This window comes from Tunturiibacter lichenicola (assembly GCF_051013355.1).
GTDB classification, from domain to species: Bacteria; Acidobacteriota; Terriglobia; order Terriglobales; family Acidobacteriaceae; genus Edaphobacter; species Edaphobacter lichenicola_F.
The window spans coordinates 4,978,323-5,000,982 of sequence record NZ_CP132944.1; the positions used below are offsets into that span (position 1 = coordinate 4,978,323).

Consider the following 22,660-nt stretch of genomic DNA (forward strand, 5'->3'; position numbering starts at 1 on the left):
AACCCTGGGCTTGGCTTTCACTTTTCCCTACCGATGTTGAGGCCATTAGGAAGGACAAGCGATACCGTTCCATTTGGATCCATGAGGTAGCTGACGTCACGTGTCAATTGTGTCAGCTGTCTGTATAGGAAGAGACGATCTCTGATTTGCGTCAGAGGAAAACGAGATTCCTGTGTAGTTATGCCGAACTCAAGGATAAATGTTCATGTAGTGCTGCTGCCCTCAGCGCTGATAGCGAAAAGGATGCCACGGCATTTAATAACAAGATCTACCCGCCTTACTTGGGCAAGTTGAATTGTAAGACCAGGCTGAAGTCATCGCCGATGAAGTCCTTCAGAGAAGGACCTGACGTCACCCGGCCCAATCGTTCGTTTTTACCGATAACACCGTTTTATCGTTATCTAACCGCCGTCACTAGGTCCCGTTTGAAGTACTTCCGTGCGAAGAGCTGGGATGAAGTCAGTTGAACGTGGAGGCTCAAAACCCTTCATGCGTAGAACAAGGGCAATCTGTCCCCTGTGGTGCGCCCCATGCAGAAATACCTCTTGAAGAACTTCACTGAAAGGGTTGAAGCGGTTTTCTCCGTCGCTGCTCTCGTATCGCACCTGCGCATCCATTGCAGTGCAATTGGAAAGCCTCAACCAGCGGTCCCGTAGCCGTCTTAGTTCCGCCTCCAGTTCGGGAGCTGTGAGCGTTGGCCACGGATCAAGTTTCTCAGCCATGGCCTCAACCCTAGCCGCCCAGAAGCGGCTGATTGAGACGATATGCGCAACGAGGGAAAGAGCTTCGGGTAGATCGTGAGACGCTGCGACGATTGCCTCCAAGCTCTGCGAATTTGCCCAATGCTCGAATCTGATTTGCTGTTGGGGTGAGGCCATGACACAGCATAGCTTTTGAATGTTGAGACTGGAAAGCCGCATTTCGGCAACTTCGTCACGAAGTTACCGAAATGTATGGTCCGCCGACTGACTGCAAGGGAAAAGTGTTGGGATGAAGAAAGTCTGCGTCAATGTATTCGTCAATAAGGGCGAAGGCTCTGTCAAGGGCAAAGGTTTCCTGCCCGCTGCTTGAAGCAACGCTCGGAGTCAGAGCTTAGAGACCAGAGTCCGAGCGGATCCCTTTATCGAATCATCTTGGGTGGAACGTTCTCCACCAACCATCAATTCGGTCACGACTGCGACCATGATTGCTTATTCGGACACCCAATCTTTATTGGGTGCGAGGGCGCCTACTCAGCCTGTCGGTCTGGCTTGCGCTGACCAGAATACATTTCAGGCTACCCTCGATGAAAGAACCTGTGGATAACGGTGTCTGTGTAAGAAGCATCCAATACATCCGTATCGCAAGCTTACGAGCCGTCGCCACCTTGGCGACGGTGAAGTGTTTGTGATGGCAGCGGTGCAGATATTTCTTTTCGCAATTCGGGATCAAAGCGCACCGCGATGTTGGCAGCTTCCACGAGAAGGAATCGCAAGAGCCGGTTGCCTTGTTTGCTGATCCCACCCATCCGTTGCTTTCCTCCGGAGGAGTGCTCGGAAGGGACCAATCCCAGATAGCTGGCGAGCATACTCTGAGCACGGGTGGCTTCTCCCGCGTCCTCGCGGTTCCAAAGCAGGAGAGTTCCAGCATCACGATAGAAGACAAGGATAGGCAGCTCAGATACCCATTGCGGCCAAAGCCTAAGACTGTTATTCCCCATTGACGCGATCTGTGCGTCTGCGTCGATGGCTTCCGTCGTCGGCGCGATCATTCCCGCCGCCACCCAAGCTGCTGAGTTTATCCCTCGACTACTGGCCGAATCATAGAGGACGACACGCGCACCAGAGAGAGCCGCACGCCAGGCCAGACAGCGGCCAACCAGCCCGCCGCCCACGATTGCGACGTCCGGTCGCTTCACCGGTAGACCTCACCACCGAGTTCCACAAACTCCCGCGACTTTTCCGCCATGCCCGCTTCTGCGTCTCCTTGATATTTCGCGCGAATCTCCTCGGTAATCTTCATCGAGCAGAACTTCGGCCCGCACATGGAGCAGAAATGTGCGGTTTTGGCGGCGTCGTGGGGCAAAGTTTCATCGTGAAATTCACGGGCACGATCAGGGTCAAGGCTCAGGTTGAACTGATCCTCCCAACGGAACTCGAAACGTGCCTTGGAGAGAGCATTATCCCGAATTTGTGCTCCGGGCAATCCCTTGGCTAGGTCTGCTGCATGCGCGGCGACTTTGTAGCTGATGATGCCTGTACGGACATCCTCTTTATTCGGGAGACCGAGGTGTTCCTTCGGAGTTACGTAGCAGAGCATCGCGGTTCCATCCCACCCGATCGTTGCAGCACCGATCGCGCTGGTGATGTGATCGTAGCCGGGGGCGATATCAGTCACCAGCGGACCCAACGTGTAGAAGGGCGCTTCAAAACAGTGCTCCAATTCCTTCTCCATATTTTCGCGAATGAGTTGCAAAGGTACGTGACCTGGACCTTCGATCATCACTTGGATGTCGTGCTTCCAGGCTAGCTGCGTCAGTTCACCAAGCGTTCTCAATTCTGCGAACTGTGCCTCGTCGTTGGCATCGTAAATAGACCCGGGACGAAGCCCATCTCCCAGACTGAAGGACACGTCGTAAGCCTTCATGATTTCGCAGATCTCTTCGAAATTCGTGTACAGAAAATTTTCCTGATGGTGTGCGAGGCACCACTTCGCCATGATGGAGCCGCCGCGCGACACGATTCCCGTCAAGCGCTTAGCCGTAAGCGGGATCCATGGCAACCGAACGCCAGCGTGCAGCGTGAAATAGTCCACACCCTGCTCGGCTTGCTCGATGAGAGTGTCACGCATCAATTCCCAGGTGAGTTCTTCGGCACGCCCGTCTACTTTTTCAAGCGCCTGATAAATTGGCACGGTCCCCACCGGCACGGGACAGTTGCGAATAATCCACTCGCGAAGCTCGTGAATGTCCTTGCCGGTAGAAAGATCCATAATTGTATCTGCGCCCCAATAGGTGGCCCAGATCATTTTGTCCACTTCTTCTGCGGGCGAAGAGGTGACCGCGGAGTTGCCGATGTTGCCGTTGATCTTCACTTTGAAGTTGCGCCCGATGATCATCGGCTCCACTTCAGGGTGGTTTATGTTTGCTGGGATAATCGCGCGCCCCGCAGCAACTTCGGCCCGAACGAACTCAGGCGTAACTCGTTCTGGAAGCAGTGCGCTGAAAGATTGGCCTCGGTGTTGCCGGAGTAGCGAGGCGTAGGCAGGGTCATCACACAAGCGCTCAAGCAGCATTGATTCCCGCAACGCAATAAATTCCATCTCCTTGGTGACGATGCCCTTACGGGCATAGTGCATCTGACTCACGTTTCGGCCGCTCTGTGAGCGGCGAGAGGGAGGGGGAGAGGGAAAGCGCGAGTGGTACGTCAGCAGATCTTGTTCACGCTGACGTGCATACTGGGACGTAGGGCACGAAAGAGTCTCGATATCATTGCGTTGCGTGATCCAATCGGTGCGAAGGTCAGGTAAACCGTGAGACAAATTTATCCGAACGTCGGCATCGGTGTACGGACCGGAGGTGTCATAAACCGGCAGAGGAGGATTCTCTTCCGTGCGATCTCTATGACGGGTTGCTGATAAAGCGATCTCTCGGTAAGGGACACGCAAATCCCCCCGATCGCCTTGTAGGTAACGCTTCCGCGATGCCGGATAGGAGGAAGGTGTACGAAACGTAGAAAACGTTGGTGATTGCTTCAGCATTTGATCCTCTCTGCGCAATAGATACCGCTCCCGATCGAACGATCCCCCTCACCGCGTGAAACTCGTGGGAAATAAATGCGTTCGCGCCGTGTTCATTGTTTGCCACTCAATGTCCAAAACGGTAGTCGGCCGCAATGGCGATCGCATTATTGACTTTGATGTTGAGCCCCGGCGCCAAAGTGGCTCCTAAGTGGCCCGTGCCGACGTCGAAAGTCCACTTGGAGTCTGGATACCGAGACACTCTCACGGCATAGATAAGGTCTGTCGGAAAGTGAGCACCTGGGACGTATTTGATGTAACGAGGCTCCTGGTTAATTTCGAAGGCCGGTGCAACCACGATCTTTCCCTTGATCGGTATCGGAAAAGCGAGACCTGCAAAATAGCGTGCTTCCCAACCAAGGGTGTTGCCGCCATAGCCATATTTCTGGGCGTTTGTGCCGCGAACGCCACCAGTGCCCAGGAAGGCGAACTTCTTTCCAAAGGTAAACAATTCTGTTGCCACTCCATAGATGTCCCCGTTTGTTGCGTTCTTATGCTGAACGAACTGGACTACAAACGGATCGTTCGTTCGCAGCACGCCTCCGATTGAAACCGCCGGGACATATTTTAATTTGTGTGCGCCAGCGGGAACGATCTTCGCTTTTACATTGAAGATGTTCATGCCTTCAAAGTTGAACAGAGGGCTGATCGTGGGATCGCCTCCATCGGTGTGATTACTTCGGGTGTAGCCAAATTCCAGCCAATTACCGTACCCTTCTTCCACTCCCACGTTGATGTAGTCCCCGGCGACCGGACCAGCATCAACGGCATGAAAGCTCACGGTCGGAGCGTTGAATTTGCGTGGAGCGGCTGGTACAACATCGGCCCATGGCTGGAGGAAGATGCCAGATTGGCCGTCCATGGTCAGAGCTTGACCAAACGCGGTGTTTTGGATGCACGGCGCCAGAATCGCCAATGCGAAAAATACAGTCCTTCTGGCGCCATTTGTGAATGTCTTTTTGAACATGGTATGTGCCCCAATTCAGTGAAGCTAGTCCACGTCGGGTACCAGCGGCCGGAGTTGATGCGCGACGCGAATGGCGATTACGGTTGGCCCGTCGGCAGCGAGGGCTGTTTTGAAAGCCTCTTTGATCTCTTCCGTAGAGTTGGCGGCTACTCCGACGCAACCAAACGCCTTGGCCGTTGCGACGACATCGAGTCCGGGCAGATCAAGTGCGGGCACATTTGGGGTTTTCTCAAGAACCGCAAACTCTTTGAGAATGGCGTACTCGTCATTACACGGGACGATGTAGATGAGCTTTAATTTCTGTCGAGCCGCTGTATAGAGGCTCTGTACGGAATACTGGAGAGCTCCATCCCCGATGGCAGCGATGACCGGGCGCCCGGTTCCCAGCTTCTTTTGGGCAATCGCAACGCCGACTGCCGCCGGTTCTCCCCATCCGAGTCCACCACTCGCAAAGGTGTAGTACGTACCGGGCTCGCTGATTGGCCAGTACTGAGCGAGATCTCCGAAATTAGAAGCTGTCTCGTTCACCAGAATGGCGTTTTCGGGCCGCAACTCGCTCAATGCGGCGAATGCCTCAAGGGCCGTTAAAGGACTATTCGGTGGCGCTGGAAGTTTTCGTTCGATGTGTGGTGCCGCAGGAGCGGGCCGCGACTTCACTTCCGGGATTGCATCATTCAATGCCTCCAGGGCCAGCTTTGCGTCTCCCAAGAGGCTGTCTCCGACGATAGCTGCGGCCGCATCGTAGGGGTCATTGGTGATCTGCAAGAGTTCTGCACCTTCGGGAAGGTAGTCTCCTGCAACGTAGGGGTAATATCGGAAGACCTGGGCTCCAACAACGATGATGAGGTCATGGCCGCGAAGCTTTTTGCTCAGTGGCCCAATCGCAATCGGCGCCATGCCTCGAAATTGAGGATGAGTTTGGGGAAACGACGCTTTCTCAGATAGCGGCGTCATATACACCGGAGCTCTCAAGCGCTCAGCAAATTTAATGCCTGCATCCCAACCGCCTGCGCGCTCGATCTCAGGTCCGTAAAGCAACACTGGATTCTTACTCTTCCGAATTTTTTCGGCGAAATGAGCAAGCCGCTCTGGGTCTGGCGAGCACCGTGAGCTCACCGTTCGAACGACCGCCTCTCCCAGCGCCGGCTTGTCCCAGTCGTCGAGCGGAATCGATACGTACACTGGGCCTGCCGGCGGTTGCAGAGCAACCGTATAGGCCCTCATGATTGCTCCGGGGACGTCTTGTGCCCTCACAGGTTGATATGCCCACTTGACCCAAGGCTTCGGTAGGGTCGTTTCTTCGCGGTTCGTAAGAAGTGGATCGCAAAGGATCATCTCACGTGTCTGTTGACCCGCCGTAATGATGAGAGGCGTTTTATTCAGGAAAGCTGTCATGATGTTGCCCATGCCGTGCCCGGTTCCCGCTGACGTATGCAGATTCAAAAGCGCTGGCTTTCCGGTAGCTTGAGCAAAGCCGTCTGCCATAGCCACGGCGGTCGCCTCCTGCAGACCCAGTACATATTCGAAGTCCTTCGGAAGGTTCTTAAGAAACGGCTGCTCTGTCGACCCCGGGTTTCCGAAAATCGTTGTCAATCCTAGCTTCCGTAAGAGGTTGTACGTAACATCCCAGACGGTCGGGTTAGTTTCGCGTCGCTCATCTTTGAGCGCCTCCAGGACTTCGGTTTGGCTATTTCTGCTCATTTCTAATTCTCCTTATCGGTGTACGGCTCTTCGGCGTTGGATCGTCACGAAGTGCTTCTGTAATCTTGAGCAAATGGTGACAAGTTCCAGAGATTTTGGGAACGTGAGCAACGGTTAGCTCACTGTGATGAGCTAACATGTTGCTCCGCTCTTCTGCCACGCACGCCGCTCGATGCCTGCTTCGAGCCGTGCAGCATTCAACTCCTGATCGGCCATCGAGCTCTCGAGACTACGTCCCAGTGCCTGCATGATTCCGAAGCCAGGCTCCATGCCACGCCCTGTCCCGCTCGAGGAGCTTCCCATCCAGATACGCTGTTGAGGAAAGGAACGGAACGACATGAAGGCTCCCCGCTTGGTCGGATTGCATTATGTAAAGCCTTCCTGAGCTCGTGTGGTCCTTTGCGATTCGATTGGGCACACCCTGCCTATAGCCAGCTTGGTTGCCACGAGCCCAACGGAGTCAATGGATACTTGTATCCGCCCGGAGTCTTCGACATCTCGATCATTTCCTTGACGCCGGTATAGCGACCCATTGGCGTATCAACAACGAATCCATCGGGATCCGGATACACGTGCTCATCACTTGAACCGGCCGTTTTATTCGCGTAGCCGCGATCGAAGACGCCCAACTCAGGAAGCCAGAGAGCGGTGCGTGACAACGAAACCACGACGCGGTAGCTTCCGCCCTCCTTGGCCCGCCGTAGGAGTGCCGCCAGGACTCCGCAGGTCGCGAGCCAGCCCGCTATGTAGTCACAGGCCACCCAGATGGCCGGATGCGCTGGCTTCTCGTCGGTTCCCTCAATATTGTCGAGGCCCCACGCGAATGCGGCGCTGATGTCGAAGCCGACGCGATTCGACCATGGTCCATTTTCCCCGGCCCAGGTCATCTGTACATCGATCAGACCCGGACGCCGTTTAATCAAATCCTCCGGCGTGATATCGAATCGCTCCCGCCATCCCTTACGGCGATTCGTGGCGAATACGTCGGCCTTGGAAATAAGTTCAAGGAACTTCGAACGGCCATCCTTGTTATTCAACTCAAGCATCGTGGACCGCATTCCGACATGCGAGGTGTAGTGCCAGAGCGTGTGCTCGACATCGGATGGCCGCCACACGTTGAGCGCATCGGCACCATGCAGGGCCATTGCGCGACCGATCGATGGGCCTGCAATGACGTGAGTTGTAGCGAGCTGACGGATACCCTCGAGCGGCGTCTTCGGATTGGGCGTAAATGGTATTGGATCGCTCTCGCCTACCTTCTCGATAGTGATGAGGGGCATCAGCCCCACGGATTTGGTGAAGGCATCCATCTTTAGCACGTCTTTGATGTTGCGGGCGAGCGGCATGGGGACGCCCGCCTTGTCGCCGGCTTCCTCAAGCTCCTCACCGTTCCACTCTTTCACCGCGTCGCGCAGCGCTTCATACGAGCCACCCCTCGGTTTAAGGACGTCGAGTGCGCGCTGGCGTATAGCGGGAAATACATCGGCCAACATAATCCACTTGCCATCTTTGGTGGGAACAATATCCGGACCGGCGATAAATGGGCTATATGGATCCGTGCGTCCAGGGAAGCCATTGACCAGTTCCCACTTTCCCTCGAGAAACGGTGAAAAGCGCCGCAAAGCCTTACGCACGTCGACGTGAATATCCTGCCCCTCGCCTGTACGCTCCTTCCATATCTTTGCGATCAGGATCGCCTTGACCGCAAGCGCGATTGCGCACGCAGACCCGTATGGCAATCGATCAGGCTTGATGGGGTCGGAGCCGTAATAGGTGACCTTACCTCCGGAGTCGGAAGTTGTTGCCCCCAAGCTCTGCAACAAGGACTCAACCTGTGCAGGTAGGTCTATCGTGTTGTTCTTTGACGGATTGTCGTAATTGGCGATTATGCCTTTCGCTAGCTTTTCTGCTGCATTCACAGTGCATCTCCTTCTGGAAGTCGGTTGTTCACACTCGCATGTCTTAAAAACTGGTTGGACAGAGTTGAGATCCACTGGCATAGCCTTGAGAAGGGATCGTCACAATGTGCAGCTCCAATCACACCCAAATATTCGCAGCGTTCAACGAATCAGAAAACGTGAGCAACGGTTAGCTCACGGTGATTACTTGTCGGGCTGTCCATGCCTTATCTGTCCAAAGGAAGCATCAATTCGCCGCGCAGACCGCCGTCCGACCGTCTTCGCGGCTCTGGTGATTCCACCAGGTGCCAATCGAGAGCAGGAGCTTGCCCGTCGACCGTCGACGCTCCAGGTCATGTGAGCTTCAGCAACATCCTGAAGCGCGTACGGAGGATTTATGAGCACTCTTTGGGTTCATATGCGATCACGAAGAACGAGCACAAAAGCAAAGGGCCGCCAACAGCTGGCCTCTGCACATCTGTGATGGCTAAACCTTTGCCAATGATGGCGCTGGCCTGCCATTCAGCACAGCATCAATGTTGTCGAGTGCAACCATGCCCATGTTCGTTCTGCTCTCGACGGTGGCAGTGCCGATATGCGGCAGCAAAAAGACATTCTTGAGTTCGACATAGCCGGGATTGAGCTTTGGTTCTCCCTCAAACACATCGAGACCCGCTGCAGCAAGGGGGCCGCTCTTGAGAGCAGCAATCAAGTCTTCATCAACGACCAGGCCACCCCGGGCAGTGTTCACCACAATCGCACCTTGCGGGAGAAGGGCGATTGTTCTTGCATTGAGAAAGTGATGGGTCTTCTCCGTCTCGGGGGCATTCAGGCTGAGGAACTGACTCACACCGAGAAGCTCCAATGGATCGGCATGAAAGATAGCATCTCCCGTCTCTTCCGCTGGAAGCGGATGCGGATTTGAGTAATGAATCTTCATGCCGAATGCCCGGGCGCGCTTAGCAACAGCCTTAGCCAATTCGTCCCATACCCAGAATTCCGAGGGTCTTTCCTGTCACCTGCCAGCCCAGAAGTGCTGCCGCGCGAGGAACTGTCCACTCACCGGTTCTGACCAGATCCTGTGCCTCGAATGCTCTGCGACTAGCGCCAAGCAGCAACAACATCGCTATGTCCGCAGTTGCGTCGGTTACTTCGGCGGGGGTGTATCCAATTGCGATATTTCGTTCCGCCGCGGCATGCATATCAATGTGGTCTACGCCAACGGAAGTTGTTGAGATCACCTTGACGGAGGGCGAGACCCGTCTGAAGAAATCTGCATCGAGCCTGTCGAATGGCGTAATCAGGATCGCGTCTGCGCCATTTGCGGCGGTGAGAAGTTCTTCACGTGTAAAGGATGTTCCATCCCCTTTGCACCGGACTTCGTATTCGTTATCGATCCGTCTCTCAACTGGCTTGATGAAATGCGACGTCACTACCAAAACCGGCTTCTTCATAAACTGTGTTCTCCCAACAAAGGCCGTTCATTTGGCAGAAGAGCTACTCATCGCAGACATGAGCAATTCAGAACCGTGATGAGGTCTGAACAAGCATCTTAGCCATAAAGCGAAGCGCGTCAGCGTCTGCAGCGGATTCATAAAATTTACGCCGGAGTGTGAACCCGACGACCTTCTCCGGCCTTTGGCACACGGTCAGGAAGTACGCGTAAATTCGAGGATCTCAGGCCACCCCGTCGATCGAACTTGGATTGATTTCGCCCCTTACCTCTTTCGCAGAAGATCGGTCATCCTTTCTTTGGGAAAAGGAACTGCATTTGGAATCTTGCGGACCAGTGTGTCGTGCCATCCGGGTACTCCGCGTTTCGAAAAAATTGGGTATAGATGTTCACAGGCAGCTTTTCAAAATGGACGATCTTTCCGACTCCGCCGCCTACGGGCACTACCCATCGTTCAGCTCGTTGTTTCTCCCAATCTGCGGTGATGATCGGTGAGGATGTGAGGTACCACCCGTGACGAAGGTTGTAGTTCACGAATGGCTGCATCAGCATCTGATTGACATCCTGTCGCGCCGATGGTCCCGCCACGGAGAATAAGTTGTACACCAGCGCTCCATATAACCAATGTCCCTGGCTCCTCAGCGCAACAACTGTGGGGCCGACGCTGAGTTTCTTCGTTCCGAGAATGTCTTCTGTGGCCGTCGGAAATGAAACAATTGGCCCCACGCCCCAAATGATCCGGCCGGCCTTTGCGGGTGACAGAAACAACGACAAGCTGATGTCTCCTAGTCCGGTTTTTCCGTTGACTCCTGGCGCCAGGTCGGGCACTTGGATTACCGGAACGATAGTCCGCGTAATCAGATTCCAATCCTTCGACAGGGTTAACGGGACAACAGGCTTCATCTCCAGAACGTAGCTGTCTTCTTTATCAATCCCTGTTTGAGGATTGAAGTCATTCTCGAATGGCACTGAAATTAAGCGCGCGATCGGATTCTGCGCTTGCTTGGCTATGTTCGAACTCTCCTGTGCCCGAGTTGGTTGGACACCAATGACGCTCAAGCTCATCAGGATGATTTCGCATATTACCCGTATAGAGATGGGACGCACCGACGCGTTTGCATCGATTGCGGTCATCTGCTTTGAGTCGCTGGGTACCCGTACCCTAAAGGCGTTCGGGGCTCGGTTCGAGAATATTCTTTGAAATTGTCCCATCGTTCCTTCTCTCTCGATCGCAAGATTCGCACTTGCGCGAAACAAAGGGAACGTGAGCAACAGTTAGCTCACGGTGATCGGCGATAAGCCAAAATGCATCGTCAAGGCTTCCGAAGGCGGTCATCGCCACTAGTTGTGGTTCTGACGATCGTGCGCGATTCTGTTGTGGGCTCGGGGTGTTCTCTCGGTTGCGGCGATCTGGAGCAATGAGCTCAATTCCTTAGAACCTCAGTTCTGCGTCGAGGCGGTCGGAGTAGCGTAGGCTCTTTCTCCGGTGTCAGCTCGTGTTCACTTTAATTATGAGTTTATGAGTAGAATGTGGGTCTTGTGAGCAAACCAAACGAACAAGCGCGGTCCTTTGTTCCCGTCGGAGATTGCGACCGCTCAGCACAGTCAAGCCGAGGCACAGCCTCGCGGCTGCGCCGACTTGTTGTCCTAATGATGGGTTACCAGTTCTTGGTGTCCGTCGTTGCTCGGGCAAAGGCCGACAGCGGGGAACATGCAGGTGGGTCACGACTCCTGGGCCTTCAAAGACGGAACCCCAGCAGACGTCGAGTGTTTAGCACAGACGAGTGACGGGTTGCCTTCGTTTCTTCCCCGACCTTGTGCTACTAGGAACATGTAATAGCGACTTGTCTTTTACCTCCATACGATAGACGATGGCAGACTAGGACGAGTCGCTCTATATCGAAAAAAAGAGGCTTTCTAATGCCGTGCTATTAGCGGCAAAAGGCAACGCCCACCGCCTGTCGGATTACTGGGCAAGCGAGTTTAATCGCCTGGGAGTTGGCGCGTCATGACGGTCCTACGAACAATATGGGGCAAGGCGGTGGTCGTCCGAATACGGGCACGACGCGTCTACGTGTTGGGCACCGTGTTGGCGAACTTGTCGCTGGTAGCGCTTCCCCGTGCGCTCGCGGTTGATCCGGACCGGCGGATCTCCCAGTATGGTCACACTGTGTGGCGCATCCAGGATGGCGCCATCGGTCCCCCTACCAATATTGCTCAAACCACCGACGGGTTTCTCTGGATAACAACTGCGCAAGGGTTGCTGCGTTTCGATGGAGTCCGGTTCGTGCCGTGGCAGCCTCCCCAGGGACAGAATCTGCCCGGCACACATTTCTCGGCTTTACTCGGCTCTCGCGACGGCAGCCTCTGGATCGGTACCACACGCGGTTTGGCTCGTTGGAAGGACGGCCAACTGCGAACGTACACGGACTTGGAGCATCCCACCGGCATAAGCGCAATTATCGAGGACGACTCAGGGACAATATGGGCGACCCGCTATGGGCAGTATGCACACGAAGCGCCGCTGTGCAGCATCTCCGAAGAGACGCTGCGCTGCTTCGGGAAAAAGGAGGGTATCCCCGTCACCTACGGCCTCGGGCTGGCTCACGATAGCGAAGGCAATATTTGGTTCGGGTCCAGAGTGCTCGTTCGCTGGCGGCCCGGCACTCCTCCTACAACATATTTTGGTGAAATTGCTGAACTTGCAAAAGGGGATGGAGTAGGCGAAATCGCGCTTGGTCCGTCGGGCACGGCATGGGCGAGCCTAGATGGAACGGGACCGCAACTTGGCGTCCGGCATTACTCGGGAGGTAAGTGGACGAGCTACGCTGTCTCGGGATTCGACGGGGCGAGAGCCCTTTCTCATGCCCTGCTGGTCGATCGCCGAGGGTCACTCTGGGTTGGCACGCAGAATGATGGAGTCTACCGCATTTGCGGCGGTGTCGCCGACCACTACGGCGTGTCTGATGGGCTGTCAGGCAATAGCGTGGTGGGCCTTTTTGAGGATCGAGAAGGAAACCTCTGGGTGGCCACCGATGGGGGACTCGATATGTTTCGCGACACGGCCCTGATTAGCTACACGACACGGCAGGGAGTTTCGGAACGCGGTTTCCATTCGGTTATCGCGCTACGCAACGGAGCGGTGTGGATGGGTACCGGTGACGCCCTTAACATTTTGCGACAACAAGACGGCAAAACCGCCATTCTCGATCGAAAACTGTCGGGCCAAGGGGTAGGGCCAATGCTTGAAGACCACAGTGGCGTGGTTTGGCTTGGAGTGGAACTGGCCCTCATGCGATTTCAGGATGGCCGTTTTCGAGAAATCGGCGGGCAGCGTTTCGCGGGCATCGGCGGGGTGGAGGGTATCGCTGAAGACTCGGGCGGAACGACTTGGGTTCTTAGTAAGAAGAACCAGTTATTCAGCATTGTTGGGGACAAAATTGAGAAGCAAGCCTCGCTCGATGACGAACTCGGCCGGCAGTCACTTCTGGTGGCAGACCGGAACGGCGGTGTTTGGCTCGGCACTCAACAAGGTAAAAGTACCATTTCTCACTTCCGCGATGGACGTTTGCAGACTACGTCGCTGAGTTCTCCCCACGGCCCGGCCGGCATTCAGGCACTGTTCGTGGACTCTGACAGCTCTCTCCTCGTCACAAGTTCGCAAGGTCTCTACAGGCTCAACCATGGGCAGGTGACCCTCTTTAGCAGCGACAATGGTTTGCCCTGTCCTGAGGCCTTCAACGCGATCAGGGATAACCACGGTGCCCTTTGGATCTATACGCGATGCGGATTGGTCAGGGTCGCAGAACCCGAATGGGCGAAGTGGATCGAGAATCCCCACCTTGCGGTATCCGTAATGACTCTGGATGCTCTGGACGGAGCACAAGCTGGGACCGGCAGTTTTTCGCAGCCGATGTCCTCTAAAGCGCCGGATGGTCGATTGTGGTTCGTAACCGGCGTCTCAGCACAAGTGCTGGATCCGGACCGCCTCTACGAGAACTCGCTTCCGCCGCCGGTCTATGTAGAAGGCGTTGTGGCGGACAACAAACGGTTCGACGCAACATCATTTGTCAAAGTCCCCGCCCTGAGTCGCGACCTCGAAATTGATTACACCGCTCCCAGTTTTTCGGTCCCTCAGAAGGTTCGCTTCCGCTACATGCTGGAGGGCCGGGACCGGGAATGGCAGGATGCCGGGACGCGGCGCCAAGCCTTCTATACCGACCTTAAACCCCGACACTACCGTTTTCGAGTGACCGCATGCAACAGCAGCGGCGTATGGAATCAAACCGGCGCATCGCTGGATTTTGTTGTACTGCCAGCCTGGTACCAGAGGACCTGGTTCCGCTTGTTGTGTGCGGCTGCGTTTTTGACATTCCTTTGGGGGCTGTATCGGCTTCGGCTGCAGCAGTTGGCACGACAATACGGCATGCGTCTGGAAGAGCGGGTAAGCGAAAGGACACGCATCGCGCGGGAGTTGCACGACACTCTGCTACAGAGCTTTCAAGGACTCCTGTTGCATCTTCAGGTGGTCTCCGACCTTCTTCCGATGCGACCCTGGAAAGCAAGGAAAAACTAGACAGTGCCGTCGATCAAGCTGCTGAGGCGATCAGGGAAGGTCGTGACGCCGTGCAGGATTTGCGGTCGTCTGCGACGGTGACAAATGACGTTGCCCTTGCCTTGAACGCGCTCGGGCAAGAACTTGCAGTTGATGAAACAAACCACAATGCAAGTGCTCCGGTGTTTCATGTTGAGGTGGAAGGCGCGCCGCGCGATCTTCACCCAGTCGTGCGGGACGAAGTCTACAGGATTGCTGGCGAGGCCTTACGAAACGCTTTTCGGCACGGCGACGCGCAACACATCGAAATAGAAGTCCGGTATGCTGAGCGGCAGCTCCGATTGCGCTTGCGCGACGACGGAAAAGGCATTGACCCCAAACTTCTCAGTGACGGGCACGAAGGACACTACGGCTTGCGAGGTATGCGAGAGCGGGCAAAGCTTTTAGGTGGAAAGCTCACCATATGGAGCGAACGGGGTTCAGGGACCGAGGTGGAGCTGATTATTCCCGCAGCCCATGCGTACATGCCATCTCCCGGGCTGCCCCGGTCATGGCTCCCGGAAAGGTTTTTCAGGAAAGACAAGGAGCGAAAGCGATGAGTGGTATTGCCAGCCAAATGCGGATTCTAGTGGTTGAAGACATCTCCTCCTTTGAAAGCGTTCCGAGACTTTGCGATTGAAGCGCCAACTCCCACTATCTTGCTAACCTCGCGTAGGCTTTTTCTCCCGTGTAAGTTCGTGTCACTATAGTGGTTACAAGTAGAATGTGGACCTGTGATGAAGCTACACCAACAAGCGCGGTCCTTTGTTCCGGTAGGAGATTGCGACGACTCAGCACACTTGATTCGTGTCACAGCCTCGCAGCTATTCTGGCTTGTTGTCTTAATGATCGTTGCCTGTTTTTGGTGTCCGTCGTCGCTCGGGCAGACGCCGGCATCGGTGAACATGCGGGTGGAGCACGACTCCTGGACCTTCAAAGAGGGAGCGCCTGCGGACATCTCGTGTTTAGCACAGACCAATGACGGGTTCCTATGGCTGGGCGGCCAAAACGGATTGTTTCGCTTTGATGGAACGCGATTCGAACCATTTAGCTCGCCGTTTGGCGATCGGCTTCTCTCGACCAACCTGTACTCCTTGTTCGCACCGCCGTCTGGCGGCCTCTGGATCGGCTACACGTTCGGAGGCTTCAGTTTCCTGGATAAGGGGCGAGTGACCAATTATGCGAGCGAAATTGGAAGTGTTTACGGTTTTGCCCAGGATCGGAATGGAGTTGTATGGGCAGGCACAACCAGTGGTCTTTGGAGATTCGATCATTCGGGGTGGCAGCATCTCGGGGTTGAGTGGAACGGTCCGGCTGAACGGGTTACGCAGATTGGATTTGATTCAGAGGGGGTACTTTGGGCTTTGGTGGGCGGTTTTGAGACCACGAAAGATCTCATCTACCTGATGCCGGGGGCCAGACACTTTAAAGGAGCTGGCAGCAATTTATCAGTAGGCGGGTTCACCCGGGAGCCGGATCGAACCATCCTGACCGCGCCCTTAGCCCCACCGGTGTCCAGCTCCGGCGACGGTTCTGAGGAAAAGCCCGCTGCTTACCCGGTGCTTACGAAAGACTCCGACCAATTTCTTGACCGAAACAAAAGCCTTTGGATCTCCTACGACTACAAGCCCATTGTGATGCGTCTTCCGAAAGAGATGCTTCATTTTGACCTGAACACGGCCTCCCCAGCTGGGTCTGAAACCTATGGCATCTACCCCTATGACGCGGCACAGCTGGTGGATCGTGAAGGAAATATCTGGTTTGGAGACGCCAAGGGTATACAGCGATTCTTCTACACCCCTTTGATCAGACAGAAATTCCCGAACGAAGCACCCGAGAATGATAAGTTCGCGGTGGCTGCTGATGACCATGGGGCGGTATGGATCAGTTTCGGCCCTAAAAGTAATGGCGAAAAAGGGGGCTTTTATCATGTCCTTGGTGGCAAGACCAAGCGTCGTCTCCTGCCGGTGACATCGGGATTTGCTTACCGCGCCCCTGACAAGACCTTCTGGTTCTCCGGGAAACGTTGCCTCTGGCATCTTGTCGGAAACGAATTCGTTCGGGTGGACCTTCCGCCGGAAATGGTGAACCAATCTGGATTCCTGCAGGCGATCACCGCGGATCAACAAGGAGGAATATGGGTCTCCTTCGGCCACCACGGTTTATACCGGATAGTCAATGGCATTTGGACGCCTTACGGTGGCCGCAATGACCTCCCAAAGGCAGGGGCCATGATCGTTGCGTTCACCGATAGCCTCGGCCGCGTGTGGTTCGGCTATACGAACAGCCAGATGGCAGTTTTGGATGGCAATCGGGTCCGCGTATTCGGTCCGAGCGATGGTCTTCAAGTGGGCAACATCACAGCGATCTATGGACGAGGAGCAGAGATTTGGATCGGGGGTGAATTTGGGCTGGCGCAGGTCGACCAGGGACGCTTCCACAAGATAACCGCCGTGGATGATCAATGGCTGCGTGGAATCTCTGGAATCGTGGAAACGGCCAACGGAGATCTCTGGCTCAACGGGGTTTCTGGGATCTTCCATATCCGTAAGGCGGAGATCTTCGAAGCTTTGAAAGACTCCACGTATCGGGTCAAGGGCGAACACTTCGGCAGACGCGAGGGACTTTCAGGGATTGCCAACCAGTTGAGGCCGATACCAACCGCCGTCGAGGGCACCGATGGGCGACTCTGGTTCGCGTTGCGCAACGGAGTGGTGTGGCTCGATCCAGCGGCTTACTCTGAAAAACGGACAGTGCCGCCTCCGATCACCATCCAGTCGGTCTCTGCCGACGACAAAGGCTACGCGCCCGATCCTCATCTCTCTTTGCCAGCCCACACGTCGAGCGTGCAGATCAGCTACGCCGCAGTGAGCCTCTCAGATCCCGAGGCCGTTCGATTCCGTTACAAGCTGCAAGAAACAGACAAGGACTGGCACGAAGCGGGGACGGCCACTCCCGTTACCTATCGCAACCTTCCTCCCGGTTCTTATCATTTCAGCGTTGAGGCGTCAGATACGAACGGCGTCTGGTCCGGCACACCCGCAAACGTGGCTTTCACCATACTGCCGGCTTTCTACCAGACCCTATGGTTCCGTTCGCTATGCGTGATCCTCTTTTTGGTAGCGGTTGCACGGCTGTATCAGCTTCGGCTGCGGCAGTTGGCACGACAATACGCCATGCGTCTGGAAGAGCGGGTCAGCGAGAGGACACGCATCGCGCGGGAGTTGCACGACACTCTGCTACAGAGCTTTCAAGGACTCCTGTTGCATCTCCAAGTGGTCTCCGACCTTCTTCCGATGCGTCCCCAGGAAAGCAAGCAAAAACTAGAGAGTGCCGTCGATCAAGCTGCTGAGGCGATCAGGGAAGGTCGTGACGCCGTGCAGGATTTGCGGTCGTCTGCGACGGTGACAAATGACGTTGCGCCTGCCTTGAACGTGCTCGGACAAGAACTTGCAGTTGATGAAACAAACCACAGTGCAAGTGCTCCGGTATTTCATGTCGAGGTGGAAGGCACGCCCCGCGATCTTCACCCAGTCGTGCGGGACGAAGTCTACAGGATTGCTGGCGAGGCCTTACGAAACGCCTTTCGGCACGCCGACGCACAACACGTCGAAATAGAAATTCGGTATGATGAGCGCCGGCTCCGATTGCGCTTGCGCGACGACGGAAAAGGCATTGACCCGAAACTTCTCACTGACGATGGGGATGAAGGACACTACGGCTTGCGAGGTATGCGAGAGCGGGCAAAAATTTTAGGTGGAAAGCTCACCGTATGGAGCGAACGGGGTTCAGGGACCGAGGTGGAGCTGATCATTCCCGCAGCCCATGCGTACATGCCATCTCCCGGGCTGCCCCGGTCATGGCTCCCGGAAAGGTTTTTCAGGAAAGACAAGGAGCGAAAGCGATGAGTGGTGTTGCCAGCCAAATGCGGATTCTAGTGGTTGACGACCATCCCCTCCTCCGCGGAGGCGTTACGGCGTTGGTTAGCAGCCAGTCGGATATGAGCGTCGTCGCCCAAGCATCGAACGGGCGCGAAGCGATTCAACAGTTTCGCGCACACCATCCGGATGTAACACTGATGGACCTCCAGTTGCCGGAAATGAACGGCCTCGATGCGTTGATCGCGATTCGCGGTGAGTCTCCCGACGCTCGAATCATCGTTCTGACGACATATGCTGGAGATGCGCAGATTCTTCGCGCGGTCAAAGCCGGCGCACGTGCTTACCTGCTCAAAAACACTCTGAATAAAGAGCTGTTGGACACGATCCGGGCCGTCCACGCGGGAAAAAAATATATTTCTCCCGAGGCCTCCTTCGAGCTTGCTGAACACGCCGGCGAGGATGCCCTCACGCCGGCGGAAGCTCGCGTGTTGCGGTCGATCGCCGACGGAAATTCCAATAAGGAGATTGCAGCTCAGCTATCGATTAGCGAAGACACGGTGAAAAGTCAGGTGCGAAATATTCTTTCCAAACTGGGTGCCAAAGACCGTACCCAAGCCGCCATGATCGGACTGAGACGTGGAATCATAGATGTCTAAAGCCCCCAAAGGGTGACTCTTCCCATCCTTTTGGGGGTTGTTGCTCAGTTGCCTACATCGTAGAGTCACGAGGTGCGTCGACTTTTCTCCACGTTCGCTCATGGAGCACCCGGCGTGGGTCTTCTTTTATTGCGGATAGTATCCGGCATTGCTTTAATCTTTAGTGGCTTGAATTCGTTGCGCGGCCGCCCGCCTGTGTGGCCAGTTATGTTGGACGTGCTCATGACCTGCATAGGACTTCTCCTGCTGGCGGGTTTGTGGACCCCGGTCGCCGGCGCACTGCTGGCGATCCTTGCCTTCTGGCATGCATTCACTGAACCCGCTAATTCCTGCAATTACTTCGTGATGGGAACTCTCGGCGCCGCGCTAGCGCTTCTCGGACCAGGGGGCTGGTCGGTCGATGCTCGCCTTTTTGGATGGAAGCGCATCGGCACGCGAGACAGAGTGAAGTAACTCCCACCCGAGAGGCTGTTTTCCTGCTCCAAGAAGTTACCTCGCCTAACCCAAAATGATGGGCACAGGCTCTCCAAGTGGGCTTGTTAAGAACGGAGACCGATGCGAGACTCGCCGTTAGGAAATCGTGATAGGGAAATCTCGGATCCGGCAACGATGTTGAGGCTGCATCGCGTCAACGGAGTCGAACTTAGAAACTGCCCAGCCTATATCCGTGAATGGGTCACAAGAGAGAGGGCGGATGGGAATACGTCCGAGAAACGAACAAAGCTAAGCAAGGGGACCGAAGATGCTTGATGCAAATGGGCGGCAAAGCCGTGATTCGGATGGAGTGACAGCGGTATTCAGATCTACGGTTCGCCACTCGGGAGTCCGTAACGGCCTCGTGATAGAAAAAGGTTTCCTTGCGAGCGAATCCGAGAGCAATGAGACGATCTGCGAAGAAGCGATTCGTGATGAACTCTCTCGAATTCTGGAGAGTCCGCTATTTGTTCAATCTGACCGACTAGGCCGATTTCTCCAGTTCACCATTAACGAAACCATCGCAGGCAAAGGGGAGATGCTCAAGGAGTATCTGATCGGCACGGAGGTGTACGACCGCCCGACTTCCTATCGGCCCAATGAAGACTCGATTGTGCGCGGCGAAGCTCGCAGGCTGCGAAGTAAATTGAAGGAATACTACGAGTCCGTTGGCACGAACAACACAGTGTCTATCTACTATCGGCCTGGCAGCTATGTGCCTATATTCCGAAAACGACATAGACGTGTGCACTTTACTGCCACAGAATCCACTCCCCGTGAACGTTTCACTGGTGGACATAGCATCCGCATAGCGGTTCTGCCTTTTTTAGACGCTTCCGGCAGCGCCTCGTCTGGCATTTGTGCTCAATTGATCACCGATGACTTGATTCACGAACTGGTGCGCACAGATGGGATTCGCGTGACCGCCGCAAGTTCAGTAGCGCCACTGGTCGCGAAAGCTATGGACATTCGCTCTCTGGCGCAAAAGCTGGACGTTCAGATCGTATTCGAAGGTACGGTGCGCCACGATAACAACCTGTTGCGCATCACCTCCAGGGTCGTTGATCCTGCAGATGGATTTCAGATCTGGTCTGAACGGGTCGAAACGAAGCCAGATCTGCAAGATCTTTCCACAGTCTCTGAGCGAATGGCATCGTCGCTCGTAAGCCGCATCCGACCGGCCAATGGTAGATTGCGGAAAATGGCGTAGGGGCGCTGCATTCCTCGAACAGGGATTAACTCTAGGAGGTGATATGCAAACACTTTATGGAAGGGTCGCAGTCGTAGTTGCAGGTTCAGATGGGGTGGGTGCCGCAATAGCACGCTGCTTCGGCGAACTGGGCGCATCGGTTGTAGTCAACTATGCATCGGATAAAGCCGGAGCCGAGCGGGTTGTCGCTAAGATTGTACGGTCTGGTGGTAGAGCGATAGCGTTTCAGAGCGACATGGCCAACGAAGTGGATTTCGGCAATGCCGTCAATTACGCCCGCCTGAACTTTGGAAACCCCGACGTTGTCTTCAACAACACACGCGACTGTCTGCAAGATGTCTCCGCGCCAAGGGCAGAAGAAGACTATTTTTCAGAACTCCGTGGATACTTCGCCCAAGCGGCCGGCGCAAATCCCGCATTCGAGGCCGCTCTGGCACACATCGATCGGGTGAGCACGTTGGGAGAACTGGTTGCCTCGATCTCGCACGACCTCGCACAGCCCATCACGGTCACAACCGCTCATGCCAAGGCATCTTTGCGATGGCTTCAACGTGACCCGCCCAATCTGACGGAAGTTCGCAAAGGGACGGAAAGAATCATCGAGGCGGGCACCTTTGCGTCGGAGATCATCAACCGGTTGCGATCGTTGTACAAGATGGCCCCTCCCAAACGGGAGTTAGTCGCGATCAATAAGGTTATCGGCGAAATGGTCCTGCTGCTGCGGCACGAAGCCAGCGAGTATGCCGTTTCGATTCGTATGGACCTTGCCACCGGTCTTCCCAAAATCACGGCGGACCGGGTGCAACTGCAGCAGGTACTGATGAACCTGATGCTCAATGGCATCGAGGCGATGAAGGAGTTCGGCGGAGTCCTCACGGCCAAGACGGAACGAGACGAGTGCGGACAAGTGCTGATCTCAGTCAGCGACACCGGAGTAGGGTTGCCGCCCGGAACAGCGGACGAGATCTTCAATGCCTTCTTCACTACGAAACCACAAGGCAGCGGTATGGGCTTGGCAATCAGCAAGTCGATCGTCGAATCGCATGGCGGAAAGATCTGGACCAACGGCGACGGCGGGCGTGGCGCGACGTTCCACTTCACCTTGCCAGCGGTTCCCGCGGAAACAAACCGTCCCGGAGATACCGCGTGATTCAGCATTCAGCAGAGAGGTTCGCGGGGCATTGTCAACTTAAGGCGTTAAGGGACATTCTGAGCTGAGAACGCTGCGGGTTTTGCGCTCTCTTAGGCCGCGGTCACTTCCCGCCAGACCGCGAATGACCGCGATCGCAGGAGCCGGTGATTCCTAGACCTCAATAAGTGTCGGCCTACACGGAACAGATTTCGGACGGCATCATGGAGGGAGAGAAAACGTTGTGCGTGCCTGGCAGATTTGAATCGGCGCATTTGCCGTTCCCGTTGGCGCGTCGGCTGATGCGAGGCTTCGACGCGATTTTTGGCGTACCGATCCACCCTGTGAGCCACGTTGCGGAAGATGCTTCGCATGGCAGCGGAGTAGCTTCTCAATTTGTCGGTAATGATCTGCAGTGGTTCCGAACCCTGGTCACGCAAGAGTTTTCGAAGAAATCGCTCTGCGGCGCGCTGATCACGATGCGGCTGGACCAGAATGTCGATCACGTCGCCGTCCTAATCCACGGCGCGCCACAAATACCGCTGTTGGCCGTTGATTCGAATGAACACTTCATCCAAATGCCAGTGGTCGCCCAGCCGTCCCTCTCGTCGCTTCAATCGCCGAGCATAGTCGAGACCGAACTTCTCACACGACTGCCGGATCGTTTCATAGGATACGATGATGCCGCGCTCGGCGAGAAGATCTTCGACATCCCGGAAACTCAGGCAGAAGCGATGATAAGCCCACACCGCATAGCTGATGATCTGGGAGCGAACCGATAGCCGGAGTAACGAGAGCGATCACTCTTCATGCACCAGTGTTTCAGGTTTCGTGCGCAAGTTGACAAAGCCTAGTGAAGGATTCCAGTGGCCGTGCTCAATGGCATGGGGATCCTTCACTTTTACATGCACCGACAAAGT

Annotated in this window: 16 protein-coding genes and 3 pseudogenes; 7 read left to right on the forward strand and 12 right to left on the reverse strand. The window is 55.3% G+C overall.

All coding sequences use genetic code 11. The features are described 5' to 3' along the window. Window positions 1-401: 401 nt before the first annotated feature. The 11 genes and pseudogenes from RBB82_RS20885 to RBB82_RS20935 form a co-directional block, all read right to left on the reverse strand. Window positions 402-920, reverse strand: coding sequence for a DinB family protein (locus tag RBB82_RS20885; protein ID WP_433972665.1), 519 nt, complete (start codon window positions 918-920; stop codon window positions 402-404). A gap of 488 nt (window positions 921-1,408) precedes the next feature. After that, a pseudogene (locus RBB82_RS20890) lies at window positions 1,409-1,567 on the reverse strand (transposase); the annotation flags it as partial. A 15-nt stretch (window positions 1,568-1,582) separates the two neighbouring features. Next, window positions 1,583-1,897 (reverse strand): annotated as a pseudogene (locus tag RBB82_RS20895) (FAD-dependent oxidoreductase); the annotation flags it as partial. Continuing rightward, a complete protein-coding gene (gene thiC / locus RBB82_RS20900; protein WP_433972666.1) occupies window positions 1,894-3,738 on the reverse strand; it encodes a phosphomethylpyrimidine synthase ThiC in 1,845 nt (614 codons plus the stop codon). The gene thiC and the pseudogene RBB82_RS20895, both read right to left, overlap by 4 nt. 106 nt (window positions 3,739-3,844) lie before the next feature. After that, on the reverse strand, window positions 3,845-4,744 hold the full coding sequence (locus tag RBB82_RS20905; protein WP_433972667.1) for a hypothetical protein: 900 nt from the start codon (window positions 4,742-4,744) through the stop codon (window positions 3,845-3,847). Window positions 4,745-4,768: 24 nt separating this feature from the next. Further along, entirely contained in the window at window positions 4,769-6,445 is a 1,677-nt protein-coding gene (gene mdlC, locus RBB82_RS20910) for a benzoylformate decarboxylase (RefSeq protein WP_433972668.1), read from the reverse strand. A 132-nt stretch (window positions 6,446-6,577) separates the two neighbouring features. Then, on the reverse strand, window positions 6,578-6,784 hold the full coding sequence (locus RBB82_RS20915) for a hypothetical protein (RefSeq protein ID WP_433972669.1): 207 nt from the start codon (window positions 6,782-6,784) through the stop codon (window positions 6,578-6,580). Window positions 6,785-6,870: 86 nt separating this feature from the next. Then, complete coding sequence (locus RBB82_RS20920) at window positions 6,871-8,364, reverse strand: CoA transferase (protein WP_433972670.1); 1,494 nt, start codon at window positions 8,362-8,364, stop codon at window positions 6,871-6,873. A 466-nt stretch (window positions 8,365-8,830) separates the two neighbouring features. After that, complete coding sequence (locus RBB82_RS20925; protein ID WP_433972672.1) at window positions 8,831-9,322, reverse strand: NAD(P)-dependent oxidoreductase; 492 nt, start codon at window positions 9,320-9,322, stop codon at window positions 8,831-8,833. Then, window positions 9,315-9,797, reverse strand: a complete 483-nt coding sequence (locus RBB82_RS20930; protein WP_433972673.1) for an NAD(P)-dependent oxidoreductase — start codon at window positions 9,795-9,797, stop codon at window positions 9,315-9,317. The genes RBB82_RS20925 and RBB82_RS20930 overlap by 8 nt, the downstream gene beginning before the upstream one ends. A 287-nt stretch (window positions 9,798-10,084) precedes the next feature. Continuing rightward, window positions 10,085-10,861 carry a neuromedin U gene (locus RBB82_RS20935; RefSeq protein ID WP_433972674.1) on the reverse strand — a complete coding sequence of 259 codons (777 nt, stop codon included), beginning with the start codon at window positions 10,859-10,861 and terminating at the stop codon, window positions 10,085-10,087. A gap of 943 nt (window positions 10,862-11,804) precedes the next feature. Between RBB82_RS20935 and RBB82_RS20940 the strand changes: the two genes are divergently transcribed. The 7 genes from RBB82_RS20940 to RBB82_RS20970 all read left to right on the forward strand — a co-directional run bounded on the left by RBB82_RS20940 (window position 11,805) and on the right by RBB82_RS20970 (window position 21,761). Beyond that, on the forward strand, window positions 11,805-14,372 hold the full coding sequence (locus tag RBB82_RS20940) for a two-component regulator propeller domain-containing protein (RefSeq protein ID WP_433972675.1): 2,568 nt from the start codon (window positions 11,805-11,807) through the stop codon (window positions 14,370-14,372). A 50-nt stretch (window positions 14,373-14,422) separates the two neighbouring features. Further along, window positions 14,423-14,950: a sensor histidine kinase gene (locus RBB82_RS20945; protein ID WP_433972676.1), complete on the forward strand. Its 528-nt coding sequence runs from the start codon at window positions 14,423-14,425 to the stop codon at window positions 14,948-14,950. A gap of 807 nt (window positions 14,951-15,757) precedes the next feature. Next, the gene (locus RBB82_RS20950) at window positions 15,758-18,298 is read left to right on the forward strand and encodes a histidine kinase (RefSeq protein WP_433972677.1); all 2,541 of its coding nucleotides are present in this window, start codon (window positions 15,758-15,760) and stop codon (window positions 18,296-18,298) included. After that, window positions 18,295-18,927, forward strand: coding sequence for a response regulator (locus RBB82_RS20955; protein WP_433972678.1), 633 nt, complete (start codon window positions 18,295-18,297; stop codon window positions 18,925-18,927). The genes RBB82_RS20950 and RBB82_RS20955 overlap by 4 nt, the downstream gene beginning before the upstream one ends. Window positions 18,928-19,149: 222 nt before the next feature. Further along, the gene (locus tag RBB82_RS20960; RefSeq protein ID WP_433972679.1) at window positions 19,150-19,380 is read left to right on the forward strand and encodes a hypothetical protein; all 231 of its coding nucleotides are present in this window, start codon (window positions 19,150-19,152) and stop codon (window positions 19,378-19,380) included. Between the two features lie 289 nt (window positions 19,381-19,669). After that, window positions 19,670-20,611: a hypothetical protein gene (locus tag RBB82_RS20965; protein WP_433972680.1), complete on the forward strand. Its 942-nt coding sequence runs from the start codon at window positions 19,670-19,672 to the stop codon at window positions 20,609-20,611. A gap of 43 nt (window positions 20,612-20,654) precedes the next feature. Further along, window positions 20,655-21,761 (forward strand): SDR family NAD(P)-dependent oxidoreductase, encoded by a 1,107-nt coding sequence (locus RBB82_RS20970; RefSeq protein WP_433972681.1) that lies wholly within the window; start codon window positions 20,655-20,657, stop codon window positions 21,759-21,761. A 92-nt stretch (window positions 21,762-21,853) separates the two neighbouring features. Here RBB82_RS20970 and RBB82_RS20975 read toward each other — a convergent pair. Continuing rightward, a pseudogene (locus RBB82_RS20975) lies at window positions 21,854-22,551 on the reverse strand (IS6 family transposase). Window positions 22,552-22,660 lie beyond the last annotated feature (109 nt).

Excerpts from the sequence above, each read along its gene's own strand:
- RBB82_RS20905 (WP_433972667.1), bottom strand. The coding sequence starts at position 4,744 with ATGTTCAAAAAGACATTCACAAATGGCGCCAGAAGGACTGTATTTTTC.
- RBB82_RS20885 (WP_433972665.1), bottom strand. The coding sequence starts at position 920 with ATGCGGCTTTCCAGTCTCAACATTCAAAAGCTATGCTGTGTCATGGCC.
- thiC (WP_433972666.1), bottom strand. The coding sequence starts at position 3,738 with ATGCTGAAGCAATCACCAACGTTTTCTACGTTTCGTACACCTTCCTCC.
- RBB82_RS20915 (WP_433972669.1), bottom strand. The coding sequence starts at position 6,784 with ATGTCGTTCCGTTCCTTTCCTCAACAGCGTATCTGGATGGGAAGCTCC.
- mdlC (WP_433972668.1), bottom strand. The coding sequence starts at position 6,445 with ATGAGCAGAAATAGCCAAACCGAAGTCCTGGAGGCGCTCAAAGATGAG.
- RBB82_RS20935 (WP_433972674.1), bottom strand. The coding sequence starts at position 10,861 with ATGAGCTTGAGCGTCATTGGTGTCCAACCAACTCGGGCACAGGAGAGT.
- RBB82_RS20965 (WP_433972680.1), top strand. The coding sequence starts at position 19,670 with ATGCTTGATGCAAATGGGCGGCAAAGCCGTGATTCGGATGGAGTGACA.
- RBB82_RS20960 (WP_433972679.1), top strand. The coding sequence starts at position 19,150 with ATGACCTGCATAGGACTTCTCCTGCTGGCGGGTTTGTGGACCCCGGTC.
- RBB82_RS20930 (WP_433972673.1), bottom strand. The coding sequence starts at position 9,797 with ATGAAGAAGCCGGTTTTGGTAGTGACGTCGCATTTCATCAAGCCAGTT.
- RBB82_RS20940 (WP_433972675.1), top strand. The coding sequence starts at position 11,805 with ATGACGGTCCTACGAACAATATGGGGCAAGGCGGTGGTCGTCCGAATA.
- RBB82_RS20970 (WP_433972681.1), top strand. The coding sequence starts at position 20,655 with ATGCAAACACTTTATGGAAGGGTCGCAGTCGTAGTTGCAGGTTCAGAT.
- RBB82_RS20955 (WP_433972678.1), top strand. The coding sequence starts at position 18,295 with ATGAGTGGTGTTGCCAGCCAAATGCGGATTCTAGTGGTTGACGACCAT.